The organism is Niallia circulans NBRC 13626 (assembly GCF_001591585.1).
In the GTDB taxonomy this organism is placed as follows: domain Bacteria; phylum Bacillota; class Bacilli; order Bacillales; family Cytobacillaceae; genus Niallia; species Niallia circulans.
On sequence record NZ_BCVE01000010.1, the window covers coordinates 1 to 15423 of the forward strand.

The 15423-nt window shown below is 37.0% G+C and carries 14 protein-coding genes; 3 read left to right on the top strand and 11 right to left on the bottom strand.

Annotation, left to right across the window (positions count from 1 at the left end):
* A partial coding sequence (locus BCI01S_RS13580) for a hypothetical protein (protein ID WP_156485430.1) occupies positions 1-3532 on the bottom strand: 3532 nt, incomplete at its 3' end.
* A 473-nt stretch (positions 3533-4005) separates the two neighbouring features.
* Here BCI01S_RS13580 and BCI01S_RS13585 point away from each other — a divergent pair.
* Together BCI01S_RS13585 and BCI01S_RS13590 are read left to right on the top strand one after the other, a co-directional pair.
* Positions 4006-5952: a sensor histidine kinase gene (locus BCI01S_RS13585; protein ID WP_156485431.1), complete on the top strand. Its 1947-nt coding sequence runs from the start codon at positions 4006-4008 to the stop codon at positions 5950-5952.
* The gene (locus BCI01S_RS13590; protein ID WP_061799210.1) at positions 5934-6647 is read left to right on the top strand and encodes a response regulator transcription factor; all 714 of its coding nucleotides are present in this window, start codon (positions 5934-5936) and stop codon (positions 6645-6647) included. The genes BCI01S_RS13585 and BCI01S_RS13590 overlap by 19 nt, the downstream gene beginning before the upstream one ends.
* Positions 6648-6715: 68 nt before the next feature.
* Here BCI01S_RS13590 and BCI01S_RS13595 read toward each other — a convergent pair whose 3' ends face one another.
* The 9 genes from BCI01S_RS13595 to gnd form a co-directional block, all read right to left on the bottom strand.
* Complete coding sequence (locus tag BCI01S_RS13595) at positions 6716-7345, bottom strand: bifunctional 2-keto-4-hydroxyglutarate aldolase/2-keto-3-deoxy-6-phosphogluconate aldolase (protein ID WP_061799212.1); 630 nt, start codon at positions 7343-7345, stop codon at positions 6716-6718.
* A 19-nt stretch (positions 7346-7364) separates the two neighbouring features.
* Positions 7365-8288: a phosphoglycerate dehydrogenase gene (locus BCI01S_RS13600; RefSeq protein WP_061799218.1), complete on the bottom strand. Its 924-nt coding sequence runs from the start codon at positions 8286-8288 to the stop codon at positions 7365-7367.
* 37 nt (positions 8289-8325) lie between these two features.
* Entirely contained in the window at positions 8326-8991 is a 666-nt protein-coding gene (locus BCI01S_RS13605) for an HAD family hydrolase (protein WP_061799221.1), read from the bottom strand.
* A gap of 40 nt (positions 8992-9031) precedes the next feature.
* Positions 9032-10024, bottom strand: coding sequence for a D-isomer specific 2-hydroxyacid dehydrogenase family protein (locus BCI01S_RS13610; RefSeq protein WP_061799226.1), 993 nt, complete (start codon positions 10022-10024; stop codon positions 9032-9034).
* A gap of 95 nt (positions 10025-10119) precedes the next feature.
* Positions 10120-10614 carry a PTS sugar transporter subunit IIB gene (locus tag BCI01S_RS13615; protein ID WP_061799230.1) on the bottom strand — a complete coding sequence of 165 codons (495 nt, stop codon included), beginning with the start codon at positions 10612-10614 and terminating at the stop codon, positions 10120-10122.
* A gap of 27 nt (positions 10615-10641) precedes the next feature.
* Positions 10642-11055, bottom strand: a complete 414-nt coding sequence (locus BCI01S_RS13620; RefSeq protein WP_061799237.1) for a PTS sugar transporter subunit IIA — start codon at positions 11053-11055, stop codon at positions 10642-10644.
* Positions 11056-11132: 77 nt separating this feature from the next.
* Positions 11133-12002, bottom strand: coding sequence for a PTS system mannose/fructose/sorbose family transporter subunit IID (locus BCI01S_RS13625; RefSeq protein ID WP_047942055.1), 870 nt, complete (start codon positions 12000-12002; stop codon positions 11133-11135).
* Between the two features lie 24 nt (positions 12003-12026).
* Complete coding sequence (locus tag BCI01S_RS13630) at positions 12027-12794, bottom strand: PTS sugar transporter subunit IIC (RefSeq protein ID WP_047942054.1); 768 nt, start codon at positions 12792-12794, stop codon at positions 12027-12029.
* Positions 12795-12903: 109 nt separating this feature from the next.
* Complete coding sequence (gene gnd, locus BCI01S_RS13635) at positions 12904-13800, bottom strand: phosphogluconate dehydrogenase (NAD(+)-dependent, decarboxylating) (RefSeq protein ID WP_061799243.1); 897 nt, start codon at positions 13798-13800, stop codon at positions 12904-12906.
* A gap of 450 nt (positions 13801-14250) precedes the next feature.
* Here gnd and BCI01S_RS13640 point away from each other — a divergent pair, with 450 nt between their 5' ends.
* Positions 14251-14697, top strand: a complete 447-nt coding sequence (locus BCI01S_RS13640) for a helix-turn-helix domain-containing protein (RefSeq protein WP_061799249.1) — start codon at positions 14251-14253, stop codon at positions 14695-14697.
* A gap of 233 nt (positions 14698-14930) precedes the next feature.
* Here BCI01S_RS13640 and BCI01S_RS13645 read toward each other — a convergent pair whose 3' ends face one another.
* Positions 14931-15419, bottom strand: coding sequence for a competence protein ComK (locus tag BCI01S_RS13645; RefSeq protein WP_061799254.1), 489 nt, complete (start codon positions 15417-15419; stop codon positions 14931-14933).
* Between the last annotated feature and the right edge of the window lie 4 nt (positions 15420-15423).

Consider the following 15423-nt stretch of genomic DNA (forward strand, 5'->3'; position numbering starts at 1 on the left):
TCGTTTTTTCTCCACCAGCTGTTGTAAAGCGTGTTTCTGCCTTTTTCACGGCTTCTTTTGCTTTTTCTGCAGCTTGCATCGCGTTTTCCAATTCTTTTGCAGCACTTGCTTCTTCAAGTACTTTAATCGCTTGTTTTAAATCTTCTATTAAACTCTTTGACTCGTCTATCGCTAATGGATTTCCTATTAAAGTGAGTAGTTTAAAATCTTTGGTTACAACATCCATATACACAGGATCTGTAGGTAACCCACCTGCATTTTCATAACGCTCTTTTACAGGCTGCGCAACATCAATAGTATTTTTTTTCAGTGGCTCTGACTCTAACTTATCCATTTCCTGAATCGTAACAAGAACAGAATCATTTCCAGTTAATTTTTTATGAAAAACAATAACCTCTAAATGAGTAGTTTCATTACTATAATTTTTCCCATAACCTAATAGTGTTTCTCCGTCTATATCGTAGATGAAGATACTTGCATCAGCAGGGACATCACTTACTTGTACAACATTAATAGGTGCTAAGGTTTGCACTTGGTTTTCATCTAGTACATCAGAAAGGATTTGCGCCTTTTTTTCTACCTTTACACTTTCGAAATGATTAGGCAAAGTGAAAGATACTTCAATAATCTCTCCCTCTGTTAATTCCACATTTTCAAAAACAACGGTATCATTAGCATCCGCTAATGTTTGAATAGGCGTTTCAATTCCTGACTTATATAGTTTTACAGTCGTATCTTTCGGAACATTGTTAACTGTTACCTTTTTATCTGTAGCATTGCCAATTATGTCTTGCACTTCTGGCGCTTTCGATACATCTAAAGATGCACCTGCAATTATTGGTTCACTTTCTAACTTTCCATTTTCTATAACTGTTATTTGGACACCTTGTCCATTTTTCAAATCACTTTGGAGTTCTATTTCTAATAAAGTAGCAGAATCATAATTATTTGTTGCTTCTCCAATCTTTTCTCCTGCTTCATTATAAACAGCTATAGTTGAACCTTCAGCTACCCCTTTGACAGATAGTTTATCAGATGTTGCAGATACCGATACATTTTCTATATCTAGTTGGGCTGACTGTTCCATTGGCTGAATTGATGTTTTATTACTTTCTAAGTCCCCAGGAAGTGTTAATGTCAAACTAATCGGAGCTTCAACCTTAATATCTTCCTTCAACGTTATAATAACTTTACCTGATGAATTACCCTTAGCTTCTCCAATAACTACTGCTGGTTCTGCAGCATTATAAATGAAGATGCTTGCGTTATGAGGAACATCTACTATCGTAATGGTATTTGTGGTTGCATTAGCAACGACTTTTTCCCCATCAACTTTTTCACTGCGAGCTTGAGCAGCCTTCGCAGTTTCTTCACTCTCGAGTTTATTCTTTTCGGTAAAAGTTAAATGTAATTCTTCGCCTTTTATTACTTCTATATCATGGATGGTTATATTGCCTTTTTTCCCTTCAACAAAAGCAACTTCTACACTATCTTTATATACTTTTACTATTGTATTATCTGGAACATTATTTACAGTAATCGTTTTATCTGTAGCATTCACTACAATGTCTTCTACTTTTGGGGCAATTGACTTTTCAAGGGTTGCATTTACTTTTAGGGGATTACTTTCTAAATCACCCTTATTCGTAACGGTTACGAATAATTCCTGATTATTATCAAGCCCTAAATCAACTAAAATACTAATCTCGTCAGACTCTGTACTATTAATTGCTTCCCCAATTTTTTCACTATCCTCATTGTAGATAGTAATAGTAGCACCTGCAGCAACATTTTTTACTGTTACTTTATCTGTTGTTGCATTAGCAACTATATCGTCTTCTATTGGAGAGACACTGCGTTCTTGAACCTTTTTCGTTGTTTGTTCACTTTCCGTTTTTCCATCCTCTGTGAATGTGACTTGAATAGTATCCTCTTTACTAAAAGTAAGATTGGATAACGTTACCGTGCCACTCTCGGTTTCAGTTGCAATTTCCTTGCCATTTTTATAGACTTTTACTTTCGTTTTTTCTGGAACATTTCTTACTGTTATTATTCCATCCGTAGCATTTGCTGTAATCTTATCTTCCTTTGGAGCAAGTGTTTGCTCAATCTCTGGTTCCACTTCACCAGCAGGAGGTGGTGCATTTGGATCTTTTGGTATTGGACCAAACGGCTCGCCATTTTTCAAAGTTGTTCCAGGTTCCTTATCTACAAATAAATAAGGACTTAGCTCTGTATCATCCAGATTATATATTACAAATCCTAAACGATAGGTCCCTGCATCTACTGCTTTATATGTAGATGTTTGCCATCCTGTGCTACCGTAGCTTCCTGTAGAGTAATTACCTGTTCCTTTGACCGTCGCTCCTAATATACCAACTTGTGCCTTTACCCCATTAACAAGAGGAATAGAATTAGGATTGTTTATATTTACAAAAGATGTAAAAGAAGCATCATTAAAAGGTTCATAGTCGATTGCTAAATAGTTCCAGGCCATTGTTAACTCTTCATTTGCTTTTAATTCAACATCTTGATAAATATATGAGAAGTTAGTTGTGTTTGGAAATAGCCCTTTAATATAATTACTATTATCTGTAGAAAGCTTTAGTTCATTGATTACCGAATTGTATACTCCTTGACTACCACTCGGTATTAAAACCGCCATTTTTGACTGATATGGGTCTATCGTCCAGTTATAAGTAGGGTCATTAGGCCTTGACCCACCTGTTATATACGGTCCTCCTGCTCCAACATCAACAGTACCGTATTTAGTCCATCCTGTTGAACCATCTTCAAAACCTCCATTAGTTAAAGGACTAGTTATTTCGGAAATAGATGGTGAAGCCTCTAATTCTTCTCTTTTTGGCTCAATATTAGATCCTTCTACCTTTGGTTCAGTATTCGCTGCTTCTACTTTTGGTTCAATCGAATCTTCTTCTGTTTGTACGTTATCAGAAGTTTCGGAATTCCCTTGTACCTCTTGGACTGGTTCTGTCGAGTTCGGCTCTTTCATCTCTGTATTTTTTTCCATTACACTAATTATTTTATCCGTATAATAAGTTACTACCTCTTGAGACTCTTCATTTGTATTCTGTAAAGTCTCGATGGAAAAAGTAACTTTCCGAGACTCCAAATCTTCTGATGTAGTAGAAAATTCGACACTGCTTAATGCCTGTTCATAGTTTTCAACATTATCACTACCGTTAAGTATTAATAAGCCATTATTTGCATCAAAAGATCCTGTTATACCATTTTGTTCAGCAAAGTGCAGTTCATCCCCTTGCTTAAAATTGGTAACAGCTACTTTTGCCGTTTCTATACTTGATGAATCTATTAATTCAATGTTTATGCTGTTATCTATAATCATTTTATCGCCAGCACTAGTCACACTAGCCTGATAATCGGATCCAAAGATGCCATTTTTTATCGGCTCAGCGAAAGCAGTATTCAAATGAATACTACTAAATGAAGATAAGACAATTAATATAGCCAGCAATAATTTAAAAGACCTATTTATGTTTCTTTTACTCATCTTTCCTATCCTTTCTGCTCCATATTGGTACTTAAATTGTGTCTATTGGAAAGTTTTTCTTACTCTTCTAATCACTCAAAATATGTTAATATCACAAATAGATTAGTCATATTACTTAAAGAGTAATCAATCACCATCTCCTTTAAAATTGGAATGAATGCATTAAATCAGGTCGAACAAAGATACGGAATTTTCTGTCATATAATTACATTTATCCTGCAAATTCCGACCTTTTTTCTAGTGCTATTATACTATAGGCATATATCCTGTACTATATATATTTCGCAGCTAAAAGGTTAATTTTTGTTAACCTTCCGAAAGGACTATTTATTGATGAAAATGAAAATATCCATTATTTACCTGTTCGTTTTTTGTTTTTTACTGATTATAAAGCGAATGCTAATACGGAATATAATATAAACCAAGGATTACTTGATCTACAGCACACCTCTTTAGATAATAGAACTATTAACTTGGAAGGGGAATGGGAGTTTTATTGGAAGTCTTTATATACTCCAGACAACTTCTTGAAAGAACGGAGTAATAAACCTTACATTTCTGTTCCAAGCATCTGGTCCCAAGCTTCATATAGCGGTTCTTCGTCTCTTTCAAATGAAGGTTATGGAACATATCGATTAGTAGTGATGATTGGGGAAAAGCAGAAGGATCAACTGATGTCTTTGTATATCCCAACTGTTGCAACTGCGTATAAACTATGGGTTAATGGATCAATGCTTGCTGAAAAAGGGACAGTTGGAACAAACCGAACCTCCATGGTGCCAATGTCCTATGCTGAAGTTTTTTCTTTTATCCCTAATAGCACAAGGGTAGAAATTATAATGCAGGTATCAAACTACGAACAGAGAAAGGGAGGAATGTGGGCACCTATTAAGTTCGGTTATAATCAAGAAATTAGTCAACTTCGCGAAAACGCGATGATTAGGGACTTGGTTATAAGCATCACCTTGCTCGCACTTAGCTTATACTTAATCTCTCTTTATTTATTCAAGCGGTCTAATACCCTTCCTTTATTTTTAGGAATATTTTGCCTTTTGGCATCACTTCGTACATTACTAGTTGGGGATAGACTATTCATGTATTTTTTTCCAAACTTTTCATGGGATGTCAGTGTCAAATTGGAATACTTAACGATCTATATTGGTTTTATGTTGATTCTGTTATATTTACAGAATCTTTTTCCGAAAGAGATAAACAAAATCATAGTTTATTCATTAGTGGCAATCAGCGTAATATTTAGCTTGACTACTCTGTTTCCGGCATATATATTTACACATTTATATTTTGTCTATCAACTTTTTTTAATTGTTATCTTAATCTATCATTTATATATAGTTGTTCTCGCATATATTCGTAGGCGTAATGGAGCTTTGCTCAACTTAATTGCAATCTGTATTTTTGGATTTGCAGTTGTCCATGACTACTTGTACTATAACTTCTGGATAGAAGGCATTGATTTAGCTTCCATTGCTGCAGGCATCTATTTATTTGCCCAAGCAATCATTATTGTCAAAAAAAGTTCCTATGCCATTTCACAGGTAGAAATACTTTCCCTAGAAATGCAAAAAACAAATGAATTATTAGAAGAAAAAATAAATAAAAGAACCTTAATACTTTATGAAAAGAATAAAAAACTGCAACATATTGAGCAAACGAGAAAGGCATTCTTTTCAGCATTAACACATGAGATTAGAACACCAATCCAATCAATGCAAGGATATATCCAGCTAATCCAAAGCAATATACAGCCAGATAAAGAAAAGAAATTTTTAGAAATCATAAATGAAAAAGCTGAGCTTCTTAACCATTTGTCAAAAGACTTATTAGACTTGGCAAAATTGGATGAAGGGCAATTAAACTTCCAATGGGAGGAAATTGCTGCTCCCCATTTGTTGGAGCAGCTTTATGATCGCTTTTCTTATGAAATTAAAAATGCTGGGATTACCAGTAATTATTCTCCTTTAAGTAATCTTCCAGAGGGATATCAGTTATTTGTACAATTGGATGAAATTAAGATAGAACAAGTATTTTCTAACCTTATTCAAAATGCAATAAAATTTACTCCAAAAGGAGGAACTATTTCCATAAGTGGATATTATAAGAGAGAAAACCATATCAATTCCAGGTATAATAGTTTTCTTATAATCGAGGTTAAGGATACTGGTACCGGAATAGAGGAGAGTTTGCTTCCTTTTATCTTTGACCGTTTTGTAAAAGGAAAAGATGCCATTTCAAGGCAAGGGACTGGTCTAGGTTTAGCTATTTCACAGGAATTAGTAAAACACCATAATGGAAAGATTACAGCCACAAGCATTTCTGGCTCTGGTAGTAAATTCCTAATTAAGTTGCCCGGTGAATTAGTGAAAGGTGGAGGGGAAGTACGATGGATTCGACCATATTGATTGTTGAAGATAATCTAGATATTCAACAGATACTAACAACTGCTTTAAATAGCTTTGGGTATAGGACGAATTGTGTTTCAACGGGTGGAGAAGCAATAGAAGCTGTAGCTATTCTCTCTCCTGATCTAGTATTACTAGATCTTCAATTGCCAGATACGAGTGGTTTTTCAGTTTGTGAGGAAATAAGAAATACTTCAAATGTTCCAATTATTATTGTCAGCTGTTTAGATGATGGTTCAGATATCATAAAAGGACTCGAACTTGGAGCAGATGACTACGTAACAAAGCCATTCGATTTACACCAGCTTGTTGCACGTGTCCGATCGAACTTACGCCGTATGACTTCCTTTAGTCAAGAGATTTTTTCAACCAATTCAACAAATGACAAGCCTGCTGATAACTTTCAGCTTGGACCAATTACTTTTCATTTTCAGCAACAGCGTATCACCATTAATGGTCAGTATGTACCTCTTTCCATTAAGGAATTTTTAATTTTATCTATTTTGGCCAAGTATCCTGGAACTACATTTAATGCAAATAGACTTTATAACATGATTTGGGGAGAGGATAGCTTAGGAGAAACAAGAACAATCAAAGTCCATATTTCAAAACTCCGCAAAAAACTCGATTCCTACGCAAAGGATGAAATATACATTGAAACAGTAAGAGGGTTGGGCTATAAACTTGTGACATAAATTATAGGAAAGCGACTAACGCTTTCCTATAATAAAGAAATCCGCACAAGAACCGTCCATCTGCTTCTCTACTTCACAATCGCTACAAACTTTTCTGCTTCGCGGGTTACTGCTTCGTAATCGCCTGTGGCTGCTCCTTTTGTTAGGCTGGAGCCTGTTCCTAAAGCATAGGCGCCCTTTTTGATCCATTCAGCTGCGTTTTCGACAGTAACGCCGCCGCTTGGCATAAAGTTCCCTTGAGGAAGAGGTCCTTTAAAATCTTTCACAATACTTGGTCCAAAGGCTCCACCCGGGAATACTTTGATAACATCTGCACCAAGTTCTATTGCTGTTAGTGCTTCGGTTGGTGACATAACGCCAGGCATAACAGCAACTCTGTAGCGGTGGCACATCGTAATGACTTCCGGGGACAGATTTGGTCCTACTATAAATTTTGCTCCTGCCAAAATAGCAAGTCTTGCTGTTTCCGGATCTAATACTGTTCCAGCACCAACGATAACATCCTCTCCTGTATATTTATCAGCAAGTTTTTTGATCACATCCAATGCGCCAGGAATTGTCATGGTTAACTCTAAAAATTTAATGCCGCCTTGCCGGATCGCTTCACTTACATGCAGCCCTTGTTCTATATTTTGCGCTCGAATTACTGCTACAATCTTTTCCTCTTTCATTTTTGCTAAAACTTCTATTTTATCCATAAAAGATCACCTTTTCCTTTTATTTAAAATTAGCAAGGATATTTTCAACTGCCATTAAGCTCATTTTATTGACTGCATCCACACTAGAGGCAGCAGCATGTGACCCGATAATCATATTATCCAGCTCCAGCAGTTCCTTCTTTTCTGGTGGTTCCTTTTTGAAAACATCTATTCCAGCTCCCCAAATTTTCTTATCCCGCAGAACATTATAAAGGGCATCTTCATCAATCAGTTCTCCACGAGCTGTGTTGACCAATACAGCCGTTTCCTTCATCATGCTGAATTCTTTCTCACTAAATAGATTGGTTGTTTCTGGAGTTGCTGGTAAGTGAAGAGTTATAAAGTCACTTTCTTTCACAAGATGTTCCAGTTCCACATAAGTCACCTTGTATTTTTTAGCAAACTCATTATCTGGGCAAACATCGTAAGCTAGAATATCCATGTCAAAGCCATGGGCTCTCTTAATAACGCCCTTTCCAATGGCGCCGGTCCCAATCACACCAAGTGTTTTTCCGTATATACCAATACTTGTTTTTTTGCCCCAATCCATTGCACGGCATGATTGATCAATTTCTACTATTCTTCTCGCAATCGCTAACATTAGAGCGAAAGTAAAATCCGCGACAGAGTCAGCGTTGGCATTTCGAGTAATCGTTACTGGAATATTGTTGGCTTTGCAGTAATCAACATCAATATTATCTGTTCCAACGCCATATTTTGAAATAACCTTTAACCGTTTCGCCTCTGCTAGGACATCAGCATTCAATGGATCCACACCAACAATAACTGCATCTACATTCACTATTTCTTTTTTCATTTCTTCTTCAGTTAAGATTCTGCCATATGGGTTAGTAACCACTTCAAAGCCATGAGCAGTCAATATTCGGCTTGCCTCCTCACTGTATTTTCCAAAAGATCTGGGAGTAATGAGTACTTTCGGCATTTGTCTCCCTCCTCCTCTCGTTTCCTAATTTTAGGTATTATACGAATCGTAAATATTGTTCAACTTCCGCCAAATCCCCCAAAATTTTAGGTTTAAGCTTACGAATTATAGCTGTTTCCTTCACAAAATCAGGGATAAAAATTGCTGGAATACCAGCAAGATAGGCCGCTTGTATACCAGCGGGGGAATCTTCCAATACAAGTGACTCTTTCGGACTCACCTTTAATCGAGTACAAACTTCAAGGAAAATATCAGGACTTGGCTTTCCACTTGGTACTTCCTCTCCCGAAACATATAAATCAATGAAAGGAAGTGTGTCTGATAAAGTTAGAAATCGATGGATTACTTCTCTCGCACTTGATGAAGCTACAGCCATCTTTATGCCCTGAGACTCTAAAAAGGAAAGTAATTCGTCCAATCCTGGCTTTTTAAAATGAGGTCCTCTACTAAACGAGTATTCTAATTCATGCTTTTTTAAACGCATATATGCCCGCCACTCTTGCACAGGTTGATCTGGACCATAATAATCAGCCATTTTTCGAACAATATCTTGATTCGTTATGCCGATAAACTGTTCAAATAGAGTCCTTTCAAAAGAAAAGCCATAATGGGCAGCTGTCATTTGCCACGCTTGATAGGCTAACTTTTCCGTATCAAACATTAAACCATCCATATCAAAAATAACTAACGATGGAATCTCCAAACTAATTCTCCTTTCAATCAATACAACGCTTAGGACAAAATCATCCTTGAAACAACTCCACATTGACCACATTGTCCGGTCTCTCTTTTTTAAGTGTTCTTTCTATGTCTGACACTACTTTCTCTCCCATTCCTCTTAAGCATTCCATTGTATAGGCGGAAGTGTGCGGGGTCACCAGAACATTTTCATATTGGAAAAAGGGATGGGTTTTATCCACTGGTTCCCCTTCTAAAACATCTGTTGCGAGCCCTGCAATTTTGCCGCTCTCCAATGCCCGCAATACAGCATCCTGCGCCCACAATTCGCCACGTGCCGTATTAGTGAGATACACCCCTTCTTTCATTAAAGAAAATTCGTGATCAGACAGAAGATGGTAGCTTTCCTCATTAACAAATGCATTTAATGAAATAATATCGGACTGTTTTAATAATTCTTCTAAAGAAACACTTTCCGCACCTTTTTGTTCCAGTTCCTCTTTTGTTTGATAGGGGTCATATGCTAGTAATCTAGCATTAAAGCCATCCTTGAAAATCTCGCCAACTCTGCTTCCTATATTCCCTAATCCAATTACACCAACTGTTTTCCCATTGATTTGATGTCCAACAAATTGAGCCCGATCTGCCCAACGGCCTTCTCTTGCTGCCGTTGCTGCTGGATATGTTTTTCTCACTACTGCTAAGAGGTTAGTAACTGCATTTTCCGCTACAGCATCTCTTTCTACTAATGCGGATACAATGGTCACAATCGTCCCTTTTTCTGTTGCAGCTTCTATATCAATGTTGTTATAGCCAATCCCATGTCGGGATATAATCAGTGTTTCGTCCTTTTGTTCAAAGAATTCCCTCGTAAAAAAAGGAGTAACGCTGGATATAATGATCGTAAATCCCTGCAATTTTTCAGCTAGCTCTTTTCCCGAAATATTTACAGGGAAGGTAAATCTTTTTATCTCTCCAATGCTTTCAAGACGTTCTATTTGATCAGGGAATCTTTCTCCAAAACTACTTGAATTTACAATTGCAATTTTGTTTGCCATTGCTTTGTTCCTTTCCGCTTAAATTGTGCATTACTGAACATATGGGGAAGGAATGAAATCACCTTTTAGAAAAAGGTACTTTCATTCCTTGAGAACTATTTCTTAATCGTTTTTAACCCATCCATCAATGGAACTTTTTTGCTGTCTGGAACCGTTTGGAAAAATATTTCGATTCCTTTGGCATCTAACGACTTTAAATGATCAACATCTGTTTCTGTTAACGCAACGGTAGGGATAACAAATTGTGCCTCTCCCTTTTTTGAAACGCCTCCTATATTGAGCCTAGTAACAGGTAACCCCTGTTCCACAACTTCTTTCACACTAGCAATATATTTAAAAAGTAGGACAACGTTATCTTTTCCAAACTGATCGCTATTCCATTTTTCAACTACTTCTTGATTGCTGTATACCTGAATCTTCAATCCAGAAGTAGAGTTTGTATTTATATAAATATCTTTCATAAATTCATCAGATGCTGTTTCGTTGTCAATAACATAAAGGGCATTAGTCCCTAAACCTTTTGACCATTTTGTCATTACTTGTCCATGAATTAAGCGATCATCTACTCTTACTAAATTGATTTTCCCCATGCTGGCCTCCTTTTTCAGATTAGATATTTATTTCTTTAAGAAATTCCGATTCAAATGATGAATTCCACTTGTACCTGTTCCCTGCACTGTTTCGATTAAATTATTGGTATCTTCTACTGTTTGGTAGAAAGTTAATAATTCAATTAACATCGGCATATTGATACCGGTTAATATGTGTAAGTCATACTTGCTTAATAACGATAAAGATACATTAGAAGGGCTGCCGCCCAATAAATCTACAAGTAAAATGGTTTCCAAGCCGTTTTTCTCATTCTCTTCCATTATTTTACTTGCATCCTCACGCAAATCATCTACTGATTCACCTGGTCGCAGTGCTAAAGCTCGTAAATTTCGCTGAGGTCCCATAATCATTTCTGCACTTTTAATGAGCTCGATGCCGAATTCCCCATGTGTAATCACCAAAATTGCTCGATTTTCCATACACCTGCTCCTTTACTTTGGGATAATCTTATCAACTTTTTCCTTACCTATATAATCACTTCTCAAAAATAATAGATTTATAAAACTTTGATTGCACCGAGTACAATTAATGTACCAGTTAGCCATAATAATCCTTTGGTAATATTAAAGCCTTTTTTATCGAAGTATAAGTAAACACCTAATACGGTTAATAAAGGCAGTAACCCTGGTAAAATTGAGTCTAAAATATCCTGCAGCACGAATTGTTTTTCTGATAGAGTAAAGGATAATGAGCTGCTTACTTTTACATAGGACCCTGCCAAGATGCCCATCATAAACAATCCAAGAACAGATAATGCGTCAATCATCGTTTTAATACGGCTTCCTGCTAAAATTTCTTTGGCTGCATTACGTCCCAGCCCGTAGCCCATTCTGACAAAATAATAGCCATAAAGAAATGTTACGAGCGTGAAACCAAGGAACGGAAATAATGCTCCAAGAGGACTGCCTGCCATCGCCCATGGCAAAGCGATTGCTATAAAAATATACTGGACAGTACCGGAGTCAATCGCATCTCCAATCCCTGCTAGAGCACCCATCAATCCTACTTTTGTATTGTTAATCATGTCTGGACTCGGCGCTTCTTCCTCTTTTCCTTCAGCAAGTGCTTTCGCGCGGGATTCTTCAAGGGATGCTGTAATACCAGTCAATGTACCTCCGCCCCAAATGGCTTGCGTGTTAAAAAATAATAAGTGCCTTTGGTACGCCTCACTTAAATCTTTTTTATCTTTATATAATTTTTTCAGAATTGGCGTCATTCCAAATAAAAAGGAAGGAGCCACCATTCTATCAAAGGTATGCGGGATCTCATTTGCCCACCACCATCTTGCCCAAGCCTTAAGCAAATCTTTTTTTGTAATTGGCTCAGGGTAATTCTCTGGACTTTGTTTCTTTTCTTCTGCGCTCATCAATCAACCCACCTTTTTAAGTTCTTAAGCTGCTTCCTTCCCTCTCGTGAATAATACATACAGACCAGCAAGAATAGCACCGAAAATCGCATACGTTACCGTATTAATCTGTAAGTCTTTTAAAGCAACACTCATGAAGTATGCTAGAAAAAAGAATAAAAGCAGTTCCTTTTTACCGATAACATGCATAATAACGGCAATACCCAGAGCAGCAAGACCGCCGCCAACTACTTCAAGCACGTGGATAATTGGACCATCGCTAATTGAATTAACAAAATCAGCAACAACCGGAGCTCCATAGTAAAGAGCAATAAACACTAATGGAACATAAAGAATGAAACTTATGACAATCGGGATAATGATGACAGATGTAAATATTCCTCTGTCATTTACATCTGCTGCATATTTATCTAACACCCGTAATGCAAACGTATTCAAAAAGAAGCGGAATTGATAAGCATAACTACCTAGTATTCCAACTGGAACTGCGATAGCCACTGCTTTTTCCGGTGTAAAATCCCCTAATACAGCTACTGTTACAGCAATAGCTGCCGCGATAGCAGGCTCACTTGGTAATGCACCTCCTGGCGCAACTGCGCCCATATAAACTAATTGAATTGCCGCTGTAATAATCATCGCTTCTGTTATATGTCCTGTTACAATTCCAACAACTAACCCTGTCATTAACGGGCTAAAGCGCAATGTTAAAGTTGCATAGCCTATCCCTCGGGACATAACGATTGCAACCCAAATGGCGATTATTAGTGCTTGACCAATGGATAGTGTTGCCATTTGTCTTATCACTCCCTTATATTTTTAAAAATGTTCATAATTGCACAAATTACTACAACACTGTCCTCCTTCCGCAGAAAAATATGAAATAATTATATAAAATATAAAATTACTTCCTAATCACACGGTGGCCGCCAAATTCATTACGGAGAGCAGCAACCACTTTCGCAGAAAAACTGTCCTCTTCCAGTGATCGGTTTCTCATCATAAGCGACAAAGCAATAATGGGAACAGGAACTTCTAAATCTAATGCTGTTTCAACTGTCCACTTTGCCTCACCCGATGATGCTACCATTCCACGAATTTTTTCGAGTCTGGCATCTTTTTGGAAGGCAGATTCCATTAATTCCATAAGCCAGCTCCGAATGACAGAACCATTATTCCAGACAGCAGCGATTTTAGCTAAATCAAAATCATACTGACTTTGATTCAGCACTTGAAATCCCTCACCAATTGCTTGCATAAAGCCATATTCAATTCCGTTATGAACCATTTTTAAGAAATGACCGCTGCCAGATTCTCCTGCATATAAGTAACCATCTTGAGTAGAAACACTTTTAAATATTGGTTCTATTCGTTCAAAAATTTCCTGACTGCCTCCAATCATTAAACATGCACCCTGGTTGGCGCCTAAAATTCCCCCTGATGTGCCGACATCTAAGAAATGAATGCCCTTTTCCTCAGCTAAGGCGGCACGGCGGATAGAGTCTTTATAATTTGCATTTCCTCCATCAATGACAATATCATCCGCTTTCATTTTTTCGAGCAGCTTTTCTATCACGATTTCACTTGGTTTTCCTGCTGTTACCATTACCCATACTACTCTTGGAGATTGCATATTTATAAGCATTTGATCTATACTTTCCACAATATGTATCCCATTTTCATTCGCTCTATTTCTAGCATCACTAGATTCGTCAAAACCATAGACAGAATGATGATTGTTTGCTAAGTTTAACGCAAGGTTAAATCCCATTTTTCCTAAACCAATCATTCCAATTTGCATCAAACCACTCCTTGTTTACAAACAGCTTATTCTTTGTAAATGCTTGTGACTTTGAAAAAGTATTACCATTTTTCTTTAATCTTACATTCAGATTATTTTATGCATGAATCTACTTTTTTTCGTGTACAATTGCTAGGTTAATAGATAAATGGGCATAGCTTCCCTACGCTTATCTGCTTCGCTCATCGAGCATCCTAGAAATGATGTACCAAATAAATCGGAACTTATTTATATGTCAGACAGCTCTTACAACTTTCCGGTCCATTCTAAGCTTAGTAACTACCGGAAATTTACTACTATTTTTTCACAAAGTGATATTTACTAGCTAGAACACCGGTGGGCAAATATCATTTGTTAATTCAAATTATACACGTTTTTTCGAGTGAGTCAACCGAAAATAGACGAAATTTCGTATAAATACATTTTTTCGTGTGAAGGGAGTTTAAATTAGTGAAAAAGATCGAACATATTGGGGAACGTATCAAATTATTAAGAGAAAAACACGGATTGTCGCAAGCTGCTTTTGGAAAAAGAATTGGGGTATCTTCGGGAAATGTTGGAGACTGGGAAAGTGAGAAAAAGAAATCATTACCTGGAGCTAAGGCCATTTACACCATTGCGAAGGAATTTGAGGTATCTGCTGATTGGCTGCTTGCTGGAGAGGAATTTTTAGGAGATTCATCCTTAAAAAGCGGAAATATAGTAATCCAGGATGACAAACCGTCAATCAGCACTAGTATAATAAAAGAACGAGAATCCATTAATGAACATGTAGCCAACGAAACACTAACAGAAGAAGCAAAAGAACTAGTTTCCATATTTAATGATTTAAATGAACGAGATGCTGCCGAATTATTAATGATTGCCCGAATGAAACGCGATTTTGAAAGTCGGTAACGGTCGACAATTCTTGTACTGGCATCGTTACCAAAGGGGGAATGGTTCTACCCAGTCATATCTTATGCCTATAACAGGGTAACAGTAGAACCACCCCTCCGATTCTCTTATATCCTCTCCTGCTAGATTTCAGACATTTCCTAATCCTTTGGAAAGAGGGATAAACTGTTCTATATAAATAATGGGACCTCATAGAAGCCTGTTTCTTTGAACCCACTATTCATTATAAGAGCCTATTGCCGGATATCCTTTCTATCTTCCATTGTTTTTCTTACCCTCCATGATTTGATAATCTGTGTCTCTAGGATATAGGGAGATACTTCCGTAAAGATTTTTTCTCCATTTTTAAAAATGATAGCGCTTTTAAATTTTTCATTGTGTTTTACTGGGTGTATGTGATCGATATGCTCGGTGAAGATCCATTGACAGTGAAATTGCCTAGGAGCATGGGTGGGAAATGCATATATATTTCTTGGGGGGTTAATTGGCATAGGCAGTCTTTTCTGCATTCCTAATTTATATGTAATAGAACGACGTCTTCCATCAAAATCAGAACCTCCAATTAATAGATTCTCCTTGATTATGTCAAAGGGAGTTTCTTTGACATACACAGTCCGATCTACTTCTTTTACCACTGTGCCATATTCGATTGCTTCCATGGGCATGATGGTCATCGTGCGTTCATTGGCAATATATTTATTTAAAATACACTCTTTCTTCATCTTT